Origin of the sequence: Novosphingobium sp. ZW T3_23 (assembly GCF_044987305.1) — a bacterium.
Taxonomy (GTDB): domain Bacteria; phylum Pseudomonadota; class Alphaproteobacteria; order Sphingomonadales; family Sphingomonadaceae; genus Novosphingobium.
On sequence record NZ_JBJDRF010000021.1, the window covers coordinates 1 to 19,132 of the forward strand.

The 19,132-nt window shown below is 66.4% G+C and carries 15 protein-coding genes; 10 read left to right on the forward strand and 5 right to left on the reverse strand.

All coding sequences use genetic code 11. The annotated features are described in order from the left end of the window. Positions 1-814: HlyD family secretion protein (locus ACI3K3_RS12565; RefSeq protein ID WP_404914119.1), on the reverse strand; the 814-nt coding region annotated here is incomplete at its 3' end. A gap of 194 nt (positions 815-1,008) precedes the next feature. Here ACI3K3_RS12565 and ACI3K3_RS12570 point away from each other — a divergent pair. Together ACI3K3_RS12570 and ACI3K3_RS12575 are read left to right on the forward strand one after the other, a co-directional pair. Continuing rightward, the gene (locus ACI3K3_RS12570; protein WP_404914121.1) at positions 1,009-1,491 is read left to right on the forward strand and encodes a MarR family winged helix-turn-helix transcriptional regulator; all 483 of its coding nucleotides are present in this window, start codon (positions 1,009-1,011) and stop codon (positions 1,489-1,491) included. A 417-nt stretch (positions 1,492-1,908) separates the two neighbouring features. Beyond that, entirely contained in the window at positions 1,909-2,943 is a 1,035-nt protein-coding gene (locus ACI3K3_RS12575) for a class 1 fructose-bisphosphatase (RefSeq protein WP_404914123.1), read from the forward strand. Positions 2,944-3,212: 269 nt separating this feature from the next. Here ACI3K3_RS12575 and ACI3K3_RS12580 read toward each other — a convergent pair whose 3' ends face one another. Continuing rightward, positions 3,213-4,421, reverse strand: a complete 1,209-nt coding sequence (locus ACI3K3_RS12580; protein ID WP_404914125.1) for a mechanosensitive ion channel family protein — start codon at positions 4,419-4,421, stop codon at positions 3,213-3,215. A gap of 245 nt (positions 4,422-4,666) precedes the next feature. On the opposite strand from ACI3K3_RS12580, the gene ACI3K3_RS12585 reads away from it, so the two are divergent. The 5 genes from ACI3K3_RS12585 (at position 4,667) to treY (ending at position 13,191) form a co-directional block, all read left to right on the forward strand. After that, on the forward strand, positions 4,667-5,824 hold the full coding sequence (locus ACI3K3_RS12585; protein ID WP_404914127.1) for a glycosidase: 1,158 nt from the start codon (positions 4,667-4,669) through the stop codon (positions 5,822-5,824). A 95-nt stretch (positions 5,825-5,919) separates the two neighbouring features. Beyond that, entirely contained in the window at positions 5,920-7,122 is a 1,203-nt protein-coding gene (locus ACI3K3_RS12590) for a sugar phosphate nucleotidyltransferase (protein WP_404914129.1), read from the forward strand. Positions 7,123-7,133: 11 nt separating this feature from the next. Beyond that, complete coding sequence (glgX, locus tag ACI3K3_RS12595; RefSeq protein WP_404914131.1) at positions 7,134-9,227, forward strand: glycogen debranching protein GlgX; 2,094 nt, start codon at positions 7,134-7,136, stop codon at positions 9,225-9,227. A 5-nt stretch (positions 9,228-9,232) separates the two neighbouring features. After that, positions 9,233-10,990 carry a malto-oligosyltrehalose trehalohydrolase gene (treZ, locus tag ACI3K3_RS12600; protein ID WP_404914133.1) on the forward strand — a complete coding sequence of 586 codons (1,758 nt, stop codon included), beginning with the start codon at positions 9,233-9,235 and terminating at the stop codon, positions 10,988-10,990. Then, positions 10,987-13,191, forward strand: coding sequence for a malto-oligosyltrehalose synthase (gene treY / locus ACI3K3_RS12605; RefSeq protein WP_404914136.1), 2,205 nt, complete (start codon positions 10,987-10,989; stop codon positions 13,189-13,191). Before treZ ends, treY begins: the two co-directional genes overlap by 4 nt. A gap of 49 nt (positions 13,192-13,240) precedes the next feature. Here treY and ACI3K3_RS12610 read toward each other — a convergent pair whose 3' ends face one another. The 3 genes from ACI3K3_RS12610 to ACI3K3_RS12620 form a co-directional block, all read right to left on the reverse strand. Further along, positions 13,241-14,092 carry an SDR family oxidoreductase gene (locus ACI3K3_RS12610; RefSeq protein WP_404914139.1) on the reverse strand — a complete coding sequence of 284 codons (852 nt, stop codon included), beginning with the start codon at positions 14,090-14,092 and terminating at the stop codon, positions 13,241-13,243. A 151-nt stretch (positions 14,093-14,243) separates the two neighbouring features. Continuing rightward, complete coding sequence (locus ACI3K3_RS12615; protein ID WP_404914141.1) at positions 14,244-14,984, reverse strand: alpha/beta hydrolase family protein; 741 nt, start codon at positions 14,982-14,984, stop codon at positions 14,244-14,246. A gap of 13 nt (positions 14,985-14,997) precedes the next feature. Further along, entirely contained in the window at positions 14,998-16,158 is a 1,161-nt protein-coding gene (locus ACI3K3_RS12620; RefSeq protein ID WP_404914143.1) for a DUF3182 family protein, read from the reverse strand. Positions 16,159-16,387: 229 nt separating this feature from the next. Here ACI3K3_RS12620 and ACI3K3_RS12625 point away from each other — a divergent pair, with 229 nt between their 5' ends. From ACI3K3_RS12625 to ACI3K3_RS12635, 3 genes are read left to right on the forward strand one after another with little or no spacing between them, the layout of a single operon-like run. Then, a complete protein-coding gene (locus ACI3K3_RS12625) occupies positions 16,388-17,491 on the forward strand; it encodes a fumarylacetoacetate hydrolase family protein (protein ID WP_404914146.1) in 1,104 nt (367 codons plus the stop codon). 13 nt (positions 17,492-17,504) lie between these two features. Then, entirely contained in the window at positions 17,505-18,257 is a 753-nt protein-coding gene (locus ACI3K3_RS12630; protein ID WP_404914148.1) for an SDR family NAD(P)-dependent oxidoreductase, read from the forward strand. After that, complete coding sequence (locus ACI3K3_RS12635) at positions 18,241-19,119, forward strand: SMP-30/gluconolactonase/LRE family protein (protein ID WP_404914150.1); 879 nt, start codon at positions 18,241-18,243, stop codon at positions 19,117-19,119. Before ACI3K3_RS12630 ends, ACI3K3_RS12635 begins: the two co-directional genes overlap by 17 nt. Positions 19,120-19,132 lie beyond the last annotated feature (13 nt).

Here is a 19,132-nt window from a genome sequence, read left to right on the forward strand (position 1 = left end):
CGTCCAGCGCGTCCACCTGGATGGTCGCGGGCTGGCCGGGGCGCATCAGGCCGATCTGCGTTTCCTTGAAGTTGGCGGTGACGTAAAGCTTCGAGAGCGGCACCACCGTCATCAGGCGCGTGCCGGCCTGCACGAACTGGCCGGCCCGCACGGTGCGATCGCCGACGCGGCCGTCCACGCTGGCCTTGAGAACGGTGGAGCCGACATTGACATGGGCAGAGGCCAGCTGCGCGCGCGCGGCTTCGCCCTGCGCCTCGGCCTGGCGGATCTGGGCCTTGAGAGAGCCGATGCGGCGCTCGGCCGAAAGCAGGGCGGCACGCTGCGCATCGGCGGCGGCGCGGGCTTTGGCGGCCTGATTGCGCAAGTTGGCGAGCTGCTGCTTCGTTTCCGCGCCGCTGGCTGCGAGGGGGGCATAACGCGCCGCTTCGCGCTCGGCATAGCGGGCGTCCGCCTCTGCCGAAGCCAGTTGGGCGCGGGCCTGGGCGATCCCGGCTTCCTGCTCGCTGATGCCGGCCCGCACGTTGTCGGCGTTGGCCTTGGCGACCTCGATCTGGGCCTGGTACTGTTGCGCCTGCGCGTCGTAGTCGCGCGCGTCGATCCGCACCAGCGGCTGGCCTGCCTTCACGTCCTGGTTGTCAGTGACCAGCACGTCCTCGACATAGCCCGAAATCCGGGGCGAGATGGTGACGGCATCGGCCTGGATGAAGGCGTCGTTGGTGTCCTCCAGATACTTGCCGCGGGTTTCGTAATGCAGAAGCCAGGCACCCCCGGCCACGACCGCCACCACGACGCCCGTCAACAGCACCAGGCGCATGCGGGAACGTTTCGCCGGCGACGTCGTTTGCTGATTCGCGGTGTCGGGGGCCTCTTGCGATTCGCTCACATCGTTTGCCATCGGTCTCTTGCTCATGACTTATTGCTGCATCGCAGCAGTGATATGTGGCGCACTTGCACCCAGACGAAGCATATGGCAATGCCATTTGATATGGTCCCACAATATTTCTCGTCATGAGCATCCAGCAAGAAGTCCTGGAACAGATGCGCGATCTGCACTTGCGCATGCATCGCCTGTTCAACGACCGCATGCGGGCGCAAGGCGCGTCTCTGGCGCAGCTTAAGCTATTGATGCTGATAGAGCGGTGCGGCGAAATGCGCTCGACGGACATCGCCGACGCCTTGGGGCAGGCACCCCGTACGGTGACGGAGGCCGTGGACGGGCTGGAGCGGGACGGGTTGGTGGTGCGCAATCCGGATCCCAGCGATCGCCGGGCCAAGCGCATCAACCTCACCGATGAAGGACGCGCCGTAATCCGCGAGGTAGAGCCCCATCGCGACGTGTTTGCCGCGCAGTTTCTGGAGTGTCTGTCCGATCAGGACGTGGAGAAGTTCCTGTCCATTCTCAGGACGCTGAACGCACGCGTCGTTGAAATGGGCGCACCCAGCACGCTGGATGCCGCAGGCCTGGAAAGAAGGTTAGATCAGATCAAGTAAGCAGCAGTATCGTGACCAGCGCCACACTGCCGGAGCAGCAGACCGCAGCGCACAATGCACGAAATTCGCAGACGCAAAACACGGATTCCAACCGCTCCATGGCGCTCTCCTGTATGATCCGCTCTTTGGCGGTTGCACGCAGGGTATCACCTTCCTTGCCGAGCTGGAAGAGAACATCGTTCTTGCGGCGACCATCGCTCCGGTGATCGATCCAGGGCGGCCCTCCGAAAAAGGCTGCCTCTATAATCCTTCATTCCAGCGTTTGCCGATGGCCGCGCGCTGCGGCTTGGGTTAAGGGGAGCCTTGGTCAAGGTGCGTGACCGGGGGACGACTGCCGTCGACCGCCCTCGCTGCGGACTCTCAGACCGAGATCGCCCTGTAATTTTCCCTATAATTGCCGAGGCCAGGTAAACGACCATGAAGCCGACTACGCTCACCCGCTTTCTGATAGAACAGCAACGGGAGCCCAACTCCGCCTGCCCCGCCGAACTGCGCCTTCTGATCGAGACGGTTGCCCGCGCCTGCAAGGTGATTGCCCAGGCAATCTCCAAGGGTGCGCTGGGTGACGTGCTCGGCAGCCTCGGCTCCGAGAACGTGCAGGGCGAAGTCCAGAAGAAGCTGGACGTTATCGCCAACGACCTGCTGGTGGACGCGAACGAATGGGGCGGCCATCTCGCCGCCATGGCGTCGGAAGAGATGGAGACGATCCACCGTATTCCCGGCCGCTATCCCAAGGGCGAATACCTGCTGCTTTACGATCCCATCGACGGGTCCAGCAATATCGACGTCGATCTCTCGGTCGGCACGATCTTCTCGGTGTTCAAGGCCCCCGAGGGCGCTTCGGGCCGTGAAGTGACCGAGGAGGACTTCCTCCAGAAGGGCCACGAGCAGGTCGCCGCCGGCTATGCGATCTATGGACCCCAGACGATGCTGGTCCTCACCATCGGCACCGGCGTCTACGAGTTCACTCTCGATCGCGAAGTCGGCGCCTGGCGCATGACCGACGGCCCGCTGAAGATCGCTTCCGGCAATACCGAAGTGGCGATCAACATGGCGCGCCGTAGCCAGTGGTCGCCCGGTATCGCGCGCTACATCGACGAGCGCGTGGGCTGCATCGACGGTCCGCTGGCCGGCCAGTACAACATGCGCTGGACCGGATCGATGGTGGCGGACGTGCACCGCATCCTGAAGCGCGGCGGCGTGTTCCTCTACCCCTCGGACTACGCCAAGCCGGGCAAGGCGCGCCTGCGCCTGCTCTACGAGGCCAACCCGATGGCCCTCTTGATCGAGCAGGCGGGCGGCGCTGCCACCGACGGCCGCGATCGCATCCTCGACGCCGAGGCCGTGGGCCTGCACCAGCGCATCGGCGTGGTACTGGGCGACCCCGAGGAAGTGGCGAAAGTCCGCGAACTCTCGCTGGCGATGGACCTCCAGGCGGCCACGGTTTCCTGATCGACAGAAAAGGCCCCGGTGGCTCAAGCGACCGGGGCCTTTTTTCGTTATCGTAGTGTTTTCGAGTGTAGTGTTTTCGTCGTCCCGGACTTGATCCGGGACCGCTGGCCATGACCAGTCCACCCCGCAGCAGGGCGCCGGTCTGACCGCTCGCGCCTAAAGAATGGCCAGCGGTCCCGGATCAAGTCCGGGACGACGCCTTTCTACGACGCCCCCTCTACCGCGCCTTTCCACGATGCCATTCCACAACGCCTGTCTACGGAACCATCCTACCCGCGCTGGCTCACTTGCCGCTCCATGCGGGGAGCTTCGGCGTAAGGCATGATCAGTTCGCCATTGGGAGCCGCCGTGAACGTCGTCTGCGTGGGATAGGGGATCGAAATACCCTCGGCGGCGAAGCGCTTCATGATCAGGACCAGCAGGCGGTCGCGCAGCGGGTGCGCCACCGACCAGTCGGCCCCCGGCACATCCACCAGCAGCGCGAAATCGAGCGAGCTGGCGCCGAACGTCTCGAACCCAGCCCGTGCGGCCTTGCCGCCGGCTTCCTCCACCAGTTCCTTGAGGATGTCGGGAACGCGCGCCAGCGTTTCGGGCGGCGTTTCGTAGGCGACGCCGATGGTGAAGGGCAGGCGGATATGGTCGCGCTTGGAGACGTTCAGGATCTCCATGTCCAGCAGCGACTTGTTCGAGATTATCCGCAGTTCGCCGGTATAGGCGCGGATGCGGGTGGACTTGAGGCCGATCGCCTCGATCACGCCGGTGCTGGCGCCGAAGCTGATCTGGTCGCCCTTGCTGAAGGGGCGGTCGAAGATGATGGCCAAGGCCGCGAAAAGGTCTGCGAAGATGCCCTGCGCGGCAAGGCCGATGGCGATGCCGCCGACACCAAGACCGGCGACGAGGCCCGTCACGTTGACGCCCAGGTTGTCCAGCAGGACCACGGCGGCCACGGCGAAGACCACCACGCTCACCAGCAGCCGGATCAGGCCCATGGCGTTGATGATCGTCTCGCCCTGGAAATGCTCGCTGGCGGTCTTGTGTTCGATGGCGCCCAGGATCAGCTCGCGGGCCCAGATCGCGCATTGCAGCACGGCGGCGATGGTGAAGAGGAACGTCACCAGGTTGTCGAGCAGAGGCGGTGTCTGCGCGTAGTTGTCTACCACCTTGATGGCGACCATGATGATGAAATAGTTGGTGGTCTTGGCGGCCACCCGGCCCACCACGGTGAGCCAGGCGCCCCGCGCCCGCACATGCTTGTGTCCCGGCCGGCAGAGGCGCGTGCCCAGCCTGCGCAGGGCATAGAGCGCGGTTACGATGGCGAAGGCGATGGCACCGGCGATCAGGATCTGCAGCCAGTAGGCCTGGAACCAGTTGACCGTAGAATTGGTGAGATCCTGGATCTGCGCCTGCACGTCTGGCGCTGGGGGCCTGGAAGCGGCGGCCTGGGTGGCGGCTGCGGGAGGGGGGGTGCTTGAAGCCATAGGGTACTCTTCGTTCCGGTAAGCGCGACCAGCACGATGCCGCACTTCTTGCCGCGCGGCTATCGATGCGAAGCCGAGACAATGGTTATGTCGATGAAATTGTTCCCGGCGGATTGACCGTCCGGCTACGGGAAGCCCTTGGGGTGCGTCAACCGGAGTATTTGTCCGGGCGCTCTTCAGGCACCCGATGGCGCCTCGCGCGTTGGGCGTTCGGAACAGTGCAGGCATTCCCAGGAGGCCGCCCCATGCCAGAAGCCGTTTCGCCGGAATCCTTTCCAGAAGATCGCCTGGTCTTTGTCCCAGACGATGTGGACTTGTCCCGCTCGCCCTTGGCCGGGCATCTGGATGCGGAAACGTACGTGCTGGGCGCCTTCAATCCGGGGCTCACGCGTCTGCCGGGGGGCAACCTGCTGATGATGGTCCGCGTGGCCGAGGCCCTGCGTGATCCGATCCGGGACGGCCACGTCCATGCGATCCGCTGGGAGGGCGAGGAAGGAAGCGCGGGCCGCTACGTCCTCGATGCTTGGCCGCTGGAACACGCCGACACCGCCGATCCGCGCAAGTTCATGCTGCGCGGGGGCGGCTGGAAGGTCATGGCGCTCACCTCGCTCTCCTGGCTGCTGCCGGTGGAGTTGAACGCCGACGGGCTGGAGGTGGTGGCTGTCCATTACGACCGTGCCGTGGCGCCGCGCAGCAGCCTGCAGTGCTACGGCGTGGAGGACGCCCGGATCAGCAAGGTGGGCGCGAGCTGGCTGATGACGACCTGCTCGGTAAGCCCTGAGCGCCATTCGACCACGCTCTACAGCTCGGAAAACGGGCTGGACTGGCACTTCGAGGATATCGTCCTCGACCATCAGAACAAGGACATGCTGATCTTCGAGGGCCTGATTGACGGGCATTACTGGGCGCTGACGCGGCCGCTGGGCGATCTCTACTTCGCCTATCCGCCCGGCAGCGAATGGCGCGCAGGCCCCTCGATCAACCTGGCCCACTCTCCCGACGGCCTGTTCTGGAAGCCCTGTCGCCGTCCCGGCATCCGGCCCCACGCCGCAACCGTCGCCACTGCGCGGATGGGCGGCGGGGCGCCCCCGATCCTGACGGACGAGGGCTGGCTGACGCTGTGGCACGGCGTGGAGCCCAAGGAAATCGTGGGCATCTATCGCACCTACTGGTCGATCCTCGACCGCGACGATCCCTCCCGCGTCCTGCGTACCGGCCATGTGCCCCTGATCGAGGCGAACCCTGCTCTCACCCAGCCGCTGGAAGAGCAGATGTACTTGCGCGACGTTGTTTTCACGACAGGAATTGCCGATGCGGGGGATCACTACGTGGTGGCATCCGGAGAGGCCGATCTCGCCTGTCGTATAACCCATGTTGCGAAGTCGCGTTTCGAAAGTACCTGAATGCGACGAACCGTGCGATCCCGCCCGGAACCGGCCCTCTTTTCGCGGTTTAGGCAGCGCAGCACGGTTCCGATGAAGAGGGGCGAATGGTAAGCGTGAGTAGCGAAGGTCATCCTGGCTCTGTCCTGTCGATCATCCTGGCGGGAGGGCGCGGCAGCCGTCTCCACGACCTGACCGACCATGAGGCGAAGCCTGCCCTGCCGATCGGCCCGCACGGCCGCCTGATCGACTTCACGCTGGCCAACGCCGTCAACTCGGGTCTGGGCGAGACGATGGTGCTGACGCAGTACCAGCCCGACACCCTGCAGCGCCATCTGCTGGATTGCTGGCAGGCGGACGATGCTCGCCCGGCGATCTCGATCCTCGACGGCGCCGAATACGGACCCTACGAAGGCACCGCCGCCGCCGTCGCCTGCATTGCCGACGAGATCGACCTGGTGGCGCCGCGCCATGTGGTGATCCTTGCCGGCGACCATCTCTACCAGATGGACTACCGCCCCTTCGTGGAACGCCATGTCGCCAGCGGCGCGGAAGTGACCGTGGGCGTGGTCCATGTGCCTCGGGAGCAGGCCTCCGGGTTCGGTGTGCTGGAGGCGGACGCCTCGCATCGTGTCACCGGTTTCGTGGAAAAGCCCTTCATTGCGCCGGAAGCGCCCGACTGCCCCGGTCATGCCCTGGCTTCGATGGGTATCTACGTCTTCGAATGGAAGCTGCTGCGCGAGTTGCTGAAGGAAGTCGAAGGCACAGTTGCCGACCTCGACTTCGGCAAGCACATCATTCCCGCGCTGGTTTCCTGCGGCACTGCCTATGCCTATGCACTGCCGGGGCGGCAGGGCCGCGAGCCGCTATGGCAGGATCTGGGGACGCTGGACGCCTACCACGCCGTACAGCGCCACCTCCTGGACGGATCGCTGCCGCTCGATCCTTCCTGGCCGGTGGATCATCCCGTCCACCACGGGTTGGGAGACCGCCGCGCGATCGGCTTCGGCTCCACCCTGCGCAATGTCGTGCTGCTGCCCGGCGCCCGGATCGGGCGGGCGGTGACGATATCGGACGCGATCGTGCTGGCGGACGCGGTGGTGCCCGACGGCTTCGATCTCGATGCGGAACTGGCCGAGTACGGCAAGTGGTGCACCGTATCGGAAGGCGGCATCCGCGTGATTTCGGCGCGGGCCCTGCAAAGGCTGGCCTCGCGCCGGCGGCGGCCCGTCGAACCGGCGCGTTACCCGGATCGCTATCAGGATACCGGCGCGCGCGCCCGCGTGGCGCAGGCGCCCGTCCCCGTCTCCTCCTTCTGAACGAGGCCGCCATGGAACTCGCCTTCGCCAAGCCGGAACGGCAGCAGCACGAGCTGGGCGCCGAATATACCGGCGAGGGAACGCACTTCGCGATCTTCTCCGAAAACGCCGAAGCCATGGAGCTTTGCCTGTTCTCCGAGGACGGCAAGCAGGAACTGGCGCGTCTGGAGATGCCAAGCCGCGAGGGATCGATCTTCTCCGGCTACATTCCGGGCGTGAAGCCGGGGCAGCTCTACGGCTACCGTGCCCACGGCCGCTATGAGCCGGAACAGGGCCATCGCTTCAACCCCAACAAGCTGCTGCTCGATCCCTATGCCCGCGAGATCGCCGGGAAGCTGCAATGGGACGACGCGCTCTGGGGCTACGACCTCTCGACGGGCGACGACCTGACGTTCGACGACCGCGATTCCGCCGCCTTCATGGTGAAGGGCGTGGTCCAGGATCCCGCGTTCGACTGGGAGGGGGACAAATCGATCCGCCGTCCCTGGGGCGAGACGCTGGTCTACGAAGCGCACGTGCGCGGGCTGACGATGAGCCATCCTGACGTTCCGGAGGAACTGCGCGGCACTTACGCGGGGATGGTCAGCGAGCCGATCCTCGACCATCTGCTCAAGCTGGGCGTCTCCGCCATCGAGTTGCTGCCCTGCCAGTTCTTCCTCGACGACCGGATGCTGGTGGACAAGGGGCTGTCCAACTACTGGGGCTATCAGACCCTCGGCTATTTCGCGCCTGAGCCGCGCTATCTAGAGCCGAAGGGAGGCGCGATCCGCCAGTTCAAGGACATGGTGAAGCGGTTCCACAAGGCCGGCATCGAAGTGATCATGGACGTGGTGTACAATCACACCGCCGAAGGCTCCGAACGTGGCCCCACGCTGAGCTTCCGGGGGCTGGACAACGCCAGCTATTACGCGCTCTCGCCCGAGAACCTGCGCTACAGCTTCGACCAGACCGGCACCGGCAATACGCTGAGCGTCGCGCATCCGATGGTCATCCGCATGGTGCTGGATTCGCTGCGCTACTGGGTGCAGGCCATGCATGTCGATGGCTTCCGCTTCGACCTCGCCTCAACGCTCGGCCGGGAGGCCATGGGGTTCGACCGCGAGGGCGGCTTCTTCGATGCGATCCGGCAGGATCCGATCCTGTCGGGCGTGAAGCTGATCGCGGAGCCCTGGGACGTGGGCAGCGGCGGCTATCAGGTCGGCGGCTTCCCCTATCCCTTCCGCGAATGGAACGACAAGTTCCGCGACACCGCGCGTGGTTTCTGGCGCGGCGATCCGGCGCTGGTGGGCGATCTTGCCAACCACCTGATCGGCTCGCCCGAACAGTTCAACCATTCCGATCGCGGGGCGACCTCCTCGGTCAATTTCCTGGCCGCGCATGACGGCTTCACCCTGATGGACACCGTGTCCTACAACGATCGCCACAACGAGGCGAACGGCGAGGGCGGGGCGGACGGGCACGACAACAACCTGTCCGACGACATGGGTGCCGAAGGGCCGACCGAGGACGAGGGCATCCAGTCCGCACGCGCCGCCCGCCGCCGCGCCATGTTGGCAACGCTGCTGCTGAGCCAGGGCGTGCCGATGATCCTGGCCGGGGACGAGATCGGCAACAGCCAGAACGGCAACAACAACGTCTATTGCCAGGACAACGAGACGGCCTGGATCGACTGGGCTGGCAAGGACGATGCGCCGCTGGAATTCTGCACGCGCATGATCGGCTTCCGCCGCGACCATCCGGTGCTCTCGCAGGACAACTTCCTGAGCGGCGAGCCCGCCGAGGACGGCCGGGTGGAGATCGCCTGGCACCAGCCTGACGGGCGGGAAATGGACGCCGAACTCTGGGGTCAGGCGGAACTGCGCGTCCTGGGCTTCTTCCTGAGCTATTCCGCGCAGGAAGCCTTCGTGGAAGGCGAAAGGCCGCTGTTCATCGTGCTCAACGCGGGCGACGAAGTGACGTTCACCCTGCCCGAGCACAACGGCGTCACGCAGTGGCACCGCGTGCTCGACACCGCGCGGGGCGACGATGCCTTCGCGGTGGAGGTGGTGGAAGACGGCACGGCCATCGTACCCGCCGCCAGCGTCTGCGTCTTCGCCCCGGAGTGACGGAGATGGCCACGGCCGACGACGCGCATTTCGCAAAATCCTGGGGCGCAGAGCCGCTGCCCGATGGCCGCTGGTGCTTCAGCCTCTGGGCACCCGAGGCGCGCGAGGTGGCCGTGGCGTTGCCTGCCGGGGAAATTCCGCTGGAAAGCGAGGCGGACGGCTGGTGGAGCATCGAGGCGGAAGCCGCGCCGGGCGATGCCTATCGCGTTCTGGTGGACGGCACGGCCTATCCCGATCCCGCCGCCCGCGCCCAGCAGGGCGACGTCCACGGCCCCTCGCTGCTGGTCGATCCCACTGCTTTCGACTGGCAGAGCGCATGGAGCGGCCTGCCGTGGCACGAGGCGGTCGTCTACGAACTGCACCTGGGCACCTTCACGGAAGCAGGCACTTTCGCCGCCGCCGCACGGGAACTGCCGCGCCTGCGCGATCTGGGGGTCACGCTGGTCGAACTACTGCCGGTGGCGCAGTTCGACGGGCAGAGGGGCTGGGGCTACGACGGGGTGCTCCCTTATGCGCCGCACAATTTCTATGGTTCGCCCGACGATTTCCGGCGCTTCGTGGACGCTGCCCATGCTCTGGGGATGGGCGTGCTGCTGGACGTGGTCTACAACCACCTCGGCCCCTCGGGGAACTACCTGCCCGCCTGGTGCCCCGCGTTCTTCCACCCCGAGCGCCGCTCGCCCTGGGGGCAGGGCATCGCTTACGAGGCGCGGCCGGTGCGCGACTACTTCATCGAGAACGCCCTCTACTGGCTGACGGAATACCGGCTCGACGGGCTGCGGCTCGACGCCGTCCATGCCATCGAGGACCATTCCCCGGTCCATTTCCTCGACGAATTGGGCCAGCGCGTGCGCGCGGAGGCATGGGGGCGGCCGATCCACCTGATCACCGAGGACGAACGCAACCTGGCGCGCTATTTCACCGCCGAGGCGCCGTTCGACGCGACCTGGAACGACGACTGGCATCACGCCGTCCATTGCCTGCTGACCGGCGAGGACGAGGCCTATTACGCGCCCTTCGCGGTCGATCCGCTGGCCGACATCGAGACGGCCCTGCGCGACGGCTATGTCGAACAGGGCCAGCATCGCAAGGGCGCCCGGCATGCACGCGGCGAACCCTCGGGCGAATTGCCATGCACCGCTTTCGTCAACTTCCTCGGCAACCACGACCAGGTGGGCAATCGCGCGCAGGGCGAGCGGCTGCACCAGCTTGTCGAAGACCGCACTGCCTTGCGGGTGGTGACGGCGCTGACAGTGCTCGCACCGTTCGTGCCGATGATCTTCATGGGCGACGAGTTCCTGACCGACGCGCCCTTCCTGTTCTTCGCGGACTTCACGGGCGACCTGGCGGCGGCGGTGCGCAAAGGCCGGGCCGAAGAGTTCGCGCAGTTCAAGGCTTTCGGGGGCGAAGTGCCCGATCCGATTTCGCCCCAGACCTTCAGGGTCTCGAAGATCGGCGCGCCGGGTCGCAAGGAGCAGCAGGATCATCAGGCATTCCTGCGCCACCTGCTGGCGCTGCGCCGCGATCATGTGGTGCCGTTGCTGGCCGACAATGCCCGGCCGTCCGTCGCGGTAAAGCGGGACGGCGCCGTGATCGAGGCTGCCTGGGACTTCGGCCCGGCGCGCTTGACCCTGCGCGCGCGGCTGGGCGCACATCGTGGTGAACAGGGCTTCGCGCCGCACGAGGATCCGCTGATCCTCGTCACCGGCGAGGACAGCCCCTTCGCCTTTTCCGCCGCACTTCATACGGATCGCCCGGAATGACCGCTCCTATCCCCTTCGTCGCCACTTATCGCCTGCAACTGCGGGGCGGCGTGGGGCTGGGCGAGGCCCGCGCCCTGCTGCCCCGCCTCGTCGACCTGGGGGTGAGCCACCTCTACCTCTCACCGCTGTTCCACGCCGCTGCGGGCTCTACCCATGGCTACGACGTCATCGATCCCAACCTGGTGGACCCCGTGCTCTGCGGCGAAGCGGCCTTCGTCGCGCTGAGCGAGGCGGCCCGCGCCGCCGGGATCGGCCTGATCCTCGATATCGTTCCCAACCACATGGCGTTCACGCCGGAAAATCCCTTCATCGCCGATATCATGCGGCATGGTCGCGGCAGCCAGTTCGCCCGCGTCTTCGACATCGACTGGGACAAGGGGCCCCTGCACTTCCCGGTGCTGGACGGCATGGTGGAAGACGTGCTGGAAGCGGGCTCGATCGACATGGCCGGCACGCCCGCGCGGCCGGCCCTTGCCATCTATGGCCAGCCCTATCCCCTGCGCGAGACGCCGCTTGCGCGCAGGCTGGCGGAGGAAGGCGGGCTGGACGCGCCCACGCTGGCGGCACTGCTTTCGGAGCAATGGTGGTCGGCGGGCGACTGGCGGGAGACGGCCGATGCGATCATTCACCGCCGCTTCTTCAACATCACCAGCCTGATCGGCGTGCGGCAGGAAGATCCCGGCGTCTTCAATCTCACCCACCGCTGGATCATAGAACAGGTCCGCGCCGGACGGATCGACGGGCTGCGGGTCGATCACATAGACGGCCTGGCCCAGCCCGGCGGCTATCTCCGGAGACTGCGGGAGGCAGTGGGCTCGGTGCCCGTCTGGGTGGAGAAGATCGTCAAGGCCGATGAGCGGATTCCCGATGAATGGCCGATCGAGGGGATGAGCGGCTACGAGTTCCTGGCGCCGGTGACTCGCCTGCTCACGCATGCACCCGGCCTTGCCGCGATGCGCGAGGCGGCGGAAGGCGCGGTGCCGGACGACATCCATGCCGAAGTGCGCGAGGTGCGCCGGGCCCTGCTGGCGGATTCGCTGGCCCCCGAACTGCGGCGCGTGACGGAAGCGGCCATGGCGGCGCTCGCGGTGCCGCGGACCCAGGGCCCGGCCGTGGCCGATGGCGTGGCATGGCTGGCGACGAGATGGCCGGTCTACCGCTCCTATACCGCCGATGGCGGGGCACTGACGGGCGCCCCCGAGGCTCGCGACGAGATGACGGCGGCCCTGCTGGCCTTGCTGCGCGGCGCTGCTACAAACGATGCCGCGCGCGCTTTCGCGGCGCGGTTCGAGCAGCTTACGGGCGCGCTTACCGCCAAGTCCGAGGAAGACACGGTGTTCTTCCGCAGCGTGTCCTACCTGCCCTTCTGCGAGGTGGGTGCCGAACCGGACCTCACCCCGCTCGACATGGACGGTTTCGCGCAGCTCATGCAGGCGCGTGCGGAGCGGACGCCGCTCGCCTTGAGCACGCTTTCGACGCACGATACCAAGCGCTCTGCCGATGCTCGTGCGGCGATCGTGGCGCTCGGTTATTTTCCCGAACTGGCGCGCCGCCTCTATGCCGAGGCGCGGAGCCGGGCCGCGCAATCCGGGCTGCCCGAGCGTTGGGGCATCTATGCCCTGCAAACGGCACTGGCCCTGCGAGGTGCCCCCGATGCGGAGGCCCGCGCGGCCGAGCACATGAGCAAGGCCATGCGGGAGGCCAAGGATCTCTCACGGCATGAAGCGCCCAACGAAGAGGCGGAGGCCCGCGCCGGAACGCTCGTCACGGCGCTGCTGGGCGATCTCGATGGCCCCGAATTCTGGCCCGAGGGCTCCGAAAAGCCTTTCGAAGCCGCGCGTGAGCGCGTGATCCTGGCGCAAGCGGCGCTTCAGCTCACCGCGCCGGGCGTGCCCGATATCTATCAGGGCACCGAATGGCTCGCGGCATCCCTGACCGATCCCGACAATCGCCGCCCGGTCGACTGGAATGGCGACAAGGACGACCTGTCGCTGCGCAAGGCAGCGCTCACCCGAGACTTGCTGGCGCAGCGCCGCGCCGATCCCGAGCTTTTCGCACTGGGCAGCTATCGGCTCTCGGAAACGGGCGATGGGCTGACGGTTACGCGCGCGTATGAAGGCCGGGAATTTTCCTGGAAAATCGAATTGCCGGGTGTCGACAACTGGCATCCCTCGTCGCTCCAGGCACAGGGGCAGGCATGAGGCGTTCGCAGGCGCCGTGTCCGGGCGGCGCCTGCGAAGCGGCTCTGCCTCAGCTTCCCACGATGATCCCGCCGTTCGGATGGAGAACCTGCCCGCTCATGTAGCTGGCGTCCTCGCAGGCGAGGAACAGGAACGAAGGCGCCACTTCGTTGGGCTGGCCGGGGCGGCCCATGGGTGTATCCTCGCCGAAGTTTTCGAGCTTTTCCGGGCTCGCGCCGCCGCAGGGGTTGAGCGGCGTCCAGATCGGCCCCGGCGCCACGGCATTGACGCGAATGCCCTCGCCCACGAGGTTCTCCGAAAGCGAGCGGGTGAAAGCCGTGATCGCGCCCTTGGTGGAGCTGTAGTCGAGGAGTTCCTTGCTGCCCTTGTACATGGTCACGCTGGTGCAGTTGATGATGCTGGCGCCTGCCTTGAGGTGAGGGCGCGCGGCTTGGGTCATAAAGAACATGCCGAAGATGTTGGTCTGGAACGTGCGGCGAAGCTGCTCTTCGCTGATGTCGGTGATGTCCTTGTCGGGATGCTGCTCCCCGGCATTGTTCACCAGCACGTCGATCCTGCCGAAGCTCTCCATGGTCTGGCGGATCGCCAGTTCGCAGGCATCCGGCGATCCGATGTCGGCGCGGATGGTGATCGCGCGGCGGCCCTCGGCCTCGACGATACGCTTCGTTTCGGCCGCATCGTCGTCTTCCAGCAGGTAGAGGATCGCCACGTCGGCGCCTTCGCGTGCAAACAGCGCCGCCACCGCGCGGCCGATGCCGCTGTCCGCGCCCGTGACGATCGCCACCTTGTCCTTCAGCCGGTCCGATCCCGGATAGCGCGGCGCCCATTCCGGCTTGGGGTCGAGCGTGCTCTCGTGCCCCGGCAGGGCATCTTCATGGATCATATCCTGGATCTCGGCCATCAGCGTCTTCCTCGTCTCTGTCAGCCCCATCCGCATATACCGACGAACGCGGCGCCGGCCGGGCGGTTTCCAAGGGACCGGAGCCGAAGGGACGAGGTTCGACAGGGTGTTCGGCGGATCGGCCCAGATGGTGCGATCGCAGCATGACGGCCTAGGTAGGCCGGCGTACGCCGCGCACCATTTCCTCGATCCAGGCGATCAGCAGGTCGTTGTATCCCTTGCGCTGGCTCTCGTCGCGCAAGGCATGGTCGGCGCCCTTGAGCACGCGGTAGCTCAGCGAACGGCTGTTGCGGAATGCCGCCATGTAGGAACTGATCGCGGGATGGGGCACGTAGTCGTCGAATTCCGATTCCACGATCAGCACGTCTCCGGCAAAGCGTTCGCAGGCGGCGAGCGCGCGATCCTGGTGGCCGGTGCGGAAATGGCTGCGGTAGCGGTCGATCTCGGCGCGATCGAGCAGGGCCTTGGGAACGTCCCAATGGGTATCGGGATAGAGCGCCGGCACCCGCAGCGCCAGCCACGAAACCGGCCGTTCCGCCGTGAGCAGGGCGGCCAGATAGCCCCCGTAGCTCGTGCCCACCACCGCCATGGCCGAGGCGTCGATCCCGTCCTGGCTCGCCAGGAAGTCGTAAGCGGCGATCACGTCGGCCAAGCCGTCCGACCGGGTGACGCTGTTGCGCTCTCCCTCGTGCCGGGCATGGCCGCGCAAGTCGAAAGTGAAGCAGATGCAGCCGAGCTGGGCGATCTCCTCGGCGCGCACCAGATCCTGTTCCTGGCAGCCTCCCCAACCATGGATGAAGAGCACGCCGGGCGTGAGCTTGGCAGGGGTGAGGATCGTGCCGTCGATCGTCTCGTCGGCCACGGGCAGGGTCACGGGGCGGGCTGATTTCATGCGTGTCACCATTTCATTCGAAGATAGCGGCGTACTTCGTCAGGGGACCGGCCACCGGGTCCACGCCGCTGAAATAGACGGCCGCGCCGGGCGGAGCGGCATAGGCATTGGCGTCGCCATCGGCATCGCCGTAGATTTCGACCGTGGCCGTGGTCACTTCGTGACGGTCGGGATGGGCTTCAAGGTATTCGAAGGCGGCTATCTCTGCGCCGGTGGCACCGCCGATGCGCCAGCTCTGCTCCAGCACGCCGATGCGCTTGCGGCCTTGCGCGTCGATCCCCTCGGCCACGTCGTAGTTGCGGCGCGAGGCGAACAGCGCGGGCCAGGCGGCGAAGACGGCGCTGTCGTAGAGCCTTGCCTTCATTACCGCTTCGGCCCGATCATGGGAGAGCAGCTGATTGCCGAGTTCCGCGAATCCTCCGCGCACGACGTGGAGCCGCGAGCCGCCATAGGCGACGTCGCCCTGGTTGTTGCGGGTGAGCTGCTGGGTGCCCCAGTAGGCAAGCGATCGAAAGCCACGGCCACCGGGTGCGGGCAGGGTGACCGTGCCGACGCTGTATGTCTCCACCTGCTCCAGGTTCTCCTCGATCACGACGCCGCCCGTTTCGATGCGGGCGGGATCGATCGCGGCCAGCACGTCCTCCAGCTCCCGCTCGCTGGTCACCACCGTCTGGCCCTGGCCGGAGGTCGCCTCCACTTCCTTGAGCCGGGCAGGCCCGTATTCCAGCATCAGCCGCCCGGCCTGCGCGGCGTCCGCCACCGTGAAGGCGGTGTAGCCGCGCAGCACGGCCTCCTCGATCAGGGCGGCGAGGGCCGGGTTCCAGCCTTCCGGCGCGCGGGCTTCGGGCGAGACGAGGGGATGGGAAATGGCCTTGGTCGCGATGAAATGGGACGGAACGGCGCCGCCGAAGAACTGCGAATCGGAAGTGATGCCCAGGCGATGGGCCTCTTCCACCAGCAAGGTGTCGCGCGGAATGAAATAGCGTTGCCCGCCTCGCCCGGAATCGCCTTCGCGCCAGGACATCCATCCCGGCTCCCCGGAGATATCGGCACCGGCCACGGCGGCGATGCGCCGCGTCGCCTCGATCCAGGTCGCCCGGTCATGTGCGTTTTCGAACGGCACTTCCGGCGGCGGTGCGGCCAGAGCGTCGTCTCCAGAGCGGATTTCGGTCATGTCGCAGCATCCTTGCATCAATCGACCTCGGATAAGCGGCCGAGAAGGGCTCAACGCCCGAACCGCCCGGCAAGATGCAATCGCCGATGCGGGCAAGTGCGCACACCGTCCGTCCGCGCTGTTTCCGGATCATGCGATGGTGCTTGACAACCCGCATCAATCTGCCAATTGGTAGCGCTATCAGTAAATGAAACATGGGAGGGGGAATCGTGACGAATCCCGAGACTGTATGTCGTTGATGCCTGCCGACTGGACTTCCGGCACGTTCCTGGGCCGCGCCGATTTCGGCGAAGGCCCCAGCCCCATTCTCGTTGTCCGCGGCGAACTGATCGACATGTCGGCTGTGGCGCCCACCGTCTCGGCCCTGGTAGAAGCGGGCGATTTCTCCGGCAACGGCGGCAAGCGCCTGGGCGCCTTCGATGCCGCTTCGGTGAACCTGCTCTCCCCGGTCGATCTCCAGTGCGTGAAGGCCTGCGGCGTCACTTTCGCCACTTCCGCCATCGAGCGCGTGATCGAAGAGCGCGCGCGTGGTGACTGGAGCGCTGCCGCCGCCATTCGCGAACGCCTGGAATCGCGCATCGGCGGCCAGATCCGCTCGGTCGTGCCCGGCTCCGAAAGCGCCGCGCAGCTCAAGGCCGCGCTGATCGAGGACGGCCTCTGGTCGCAATACCTCGAAGTCGCCATCGGCCCCGATGCCGAAGTCTTCACCAAGTCGCCGGTGCTCTCCACCGTCGGCGTCGGCGCCGAGATCGGCGTGCGTTCGGATTCCAGCTGGAACAACCCCGAACCCGAGATCGCCCTGCTGGTCGGCAGCGACGGCCAGGCCGTGGGCGCCACGCTGGGCAACGACGTGAACTTGCGCGATTTCGAGGGCCGCTCGGCCCTGCTGCTGGGCAAGGCCAAGGACAACAACGCCTCCTGCTCGCTCGGTCCGCTCGTCCGCGTGTTCGACGAGAGCTTCACCATCGACGACGTGCGCGTCGCCGAAGTGCGCCTGTCGATCACCGGCGAGGACCAGTTCGTCCTGCGCGGCACCAGCAACATGGCGGAAATCAGCCGTGATCCGCTGGATCTCGTGCGCCAGACGCTGAGCGAGCACCACTATCCCGATGGCTTCGTGCTGTTCCTCGGCACGCTTTTCGCGCCCGTGCAGGACCGCGACGAGGAAGGCCGCGGCTTCACCCACAAGGTGGGCGACGTCGTCACCATCGAGAGCGACAAGCTGGGCCAGCTCCAGAACCGCGTCGTCACCTCGCGCGATGCGGCGCCCTGGCGCACCGGCATCGCGGCACTCTACGCCAACCTGCTTTCGCGCGGGCTTCTCAAGGCTTGATGAAGGCCCATCCATGACCAGACATTCCGCAATCTACCCCAGCCTCAAGGGCAAACGCGTTCTCATCACGGGCGGCGGCACCGGCATCGGTGCGGGCCTTGTCGAGGCTTTCGTGGCCCAGGGCGCCCAGGTCGCCTTCGTGGACATCAATGCCGCCGCCGGCGAGGCGCTTTCCGCTTCGCTGCCGGGAACGCACTTCCGCAGTTGCGACCTTCGCGACCTGGATGCCACTGCCGCCACCGTGGCAGAGCTTTCGGGCCTGCTGGGCGGCGTCGACGTGCTGCTCAACAACGCCGCCAACGACGATCGCCACACGATCGACGATGTGACGCCCGCCTATTGGGACGAGCGCATGGCCACCAATCTGCGCCACCAGTTCTTCGCGGCGCAGGCAGTGGTTCCGGGCATGAAGGCGCAAGGCGGCGGCGTGATCCTGAACTTCGGTTCGATCAGCTGGCACCTCGGCCTGCCGGACCTCGTGCTCTACCAGACCGCCAAGGCGGCCGTGGAAGGCATGACCCGCGCGATGGCGCGCGACCTTGGCGCGGACAATATCCGCGTCAACACGATCGTGCCGGGCAATGTCGATACGCCGCGCCAGAAGCAGTGGTACACGCCCGAGGGTGAGGCCGAGATCATGGCCGCCCAGTGCCTGAAGGCGCGCATCCAGCCTGCCGACGTCGCTGCGCTCTGCCTGTTCCTGGCTTCGGACGACGGCGCCATGTGCACCGGGCACGACTACTTCGTCGATGCCGGGTGGCGCTGACGTGACGCCGGAATCCGTCCTTTCCATCGGCGCCACGCTGGGCGAGGGGCCGGTCTGGACCGGCGACCGCCTGTGGTTCGTCGATATCAAGGAACATCGGCTTTACCGGCACGATCCGGTCACCGGCATGCTCGACATGTGGCACGCGCCCGACCAGATCGGCTGGGCGCTGCCGACGGAGCGGGGTGACATGATCGCCGGGGTCAAGACCGGGCTGCATCGCTTCAGCCCGGAAACCGGCGCCTTCACGTTGCTCCACGATCCCGAGCCGAACCGCGCCGACAACCGGCTGAACGATGCCGCCACCGATCCTTCGGGGAGCATCTGGCTGGGTTCGATGCATGACGAGGAAACCGAGGCTTCCGGCGCGCTCTATCGGCTGGACCGGGGACATTGCGTCCACGCGGGCCTGCCGGAAGTGGTGATCACCAACGGACCCGCGATCAGCGCGGACGGACGGACGCTCTGGCACACCGATACGCTGGGCAAGACGATCTGGCGCGTTTCGGTCGATGAGGACGGCACGCTGGGCAAGCCCGAAGCCTTCGTCACCATCGAGGACGGCGCCGGCTACCCGGATGGCGCCGTGATCGATGCCGAGGGCTGCCTCTGGACCGGCCTGTTCGGGGGCTGGGGCGTGCGGCGTTACGATCCTGCGGGCAAGCTGATGGCAACCGTGAAGTTCCCGGTCGCCAATATCACCAAGATCGCCTTCGGCGGGCCGGATCTGGCTACCGCCTATGCCACGACGGCGCGCAAGGGTCTCTCGGCGGCGGAACTGGAACGGCAGCCGCTTGCTGGCAACGTTTTCGCTTTCGATCCGGGCGTTTCCGGCTTGCCGGTATGCCCGGCCAACAGCTAAGTCCGGCAGCGGA

Excerpts from the sequence above, each read along its gene's own strand:
- ACI3K3_RS12570 (WP_404914121.1), top strand. The coding sequence starts at position 1,009 with ATGAGCATCCAGCAAGAAGTCCTGGAACAGATGCGCGATCTGCACTTG.
- ACI3K3_RS12575 (WP_404914123.1), top strand. The coding sequence starts at position 1,909 with ATGAAGCCGACTACGCTCACCCGCTTTCTGATAGAACAGCAACGGGAG.
- ACI3K3_RS12580 (WP_404914125.1), bottom strand. The coding sequence starts at position 4,421 with ATGGCTTCAAGCACCCCCCCTCCCGCAGCCGCCACCCAGGCCGCCGCT.
- ACI3K3_RS12585 (WP_404914127.1), top strand. The coding sequence starts at position 4,667 with ATGCCAGAAGCCGTTTCGCCGGAATCCTTTCCAGAAGATCGCCTGGTC.
- glgX (WP_404914131.1), top strand. The coding sequence starts at position 7,134 with ATGGAACTCGCCTTCGCCAAGCCGGAACGGCAGCAGCACGAGCTGGGC.
- treZ (WP_404914133.1), top strand. The coding sequence starts at position 9,233 with ATGGCCACGGCCGACGACGCGCATTTCGCAAAATCCTGGGGCGCAGAG.
- treY (WP_404914136.1), top strand. The coding sequence starts at position 10,987 with ATGACCGCTCCTATCCCCTTCGTCGCCACTTATCGCCTGCAACTGCGG.
- ACI3K3_RS12610 (WP_404914139.1), bottom strand. The coding sequence starts at position 14,092 with ATGGCCGAGATCCAGGATATGATCCATGAAGATGCCCTGCCGGGGCAC.
- ACI3K3_RS12615 (WP_404914141.1), bottom strand. The coding sequence starts at position 14,984 with ATGAAATCAGCCCGCCCCGTGACCCTGCCCGTGGCCGACGAGACGATC.
- ACI3K3_RS12620 (WP_404914143.1), bottom strand. The coding sequence starts at position 16,158 with ATGACCGAAATCCGCTCTGGAGACGACGCTCTGGCCGCACCGCCGCCG.
- ACI3K3_RS12625 (WP_404914146.1), top strand. The coding sequence starts at position 16,388 with ATGTCGTTGATGCCTGCCGACTGGACTTCCGGCACGTTCCTGGGCCGC.
- ACI3K3_RS12630 (WP_404914148.1), top strand. The coding sequence starts at position 17,505 with ATGACCAGACATTCCGCAATCTACCCCAGCCTCAAGGGCAAACGCGTT.
- ACI3K3_RS12635 (WP_404914150.1), top strand. The coding sequence starts at position 18,241 with ATGCCGGGTGGCGCTGACGTGACGCCGGAATCCGTCCTTTCCATCGGC.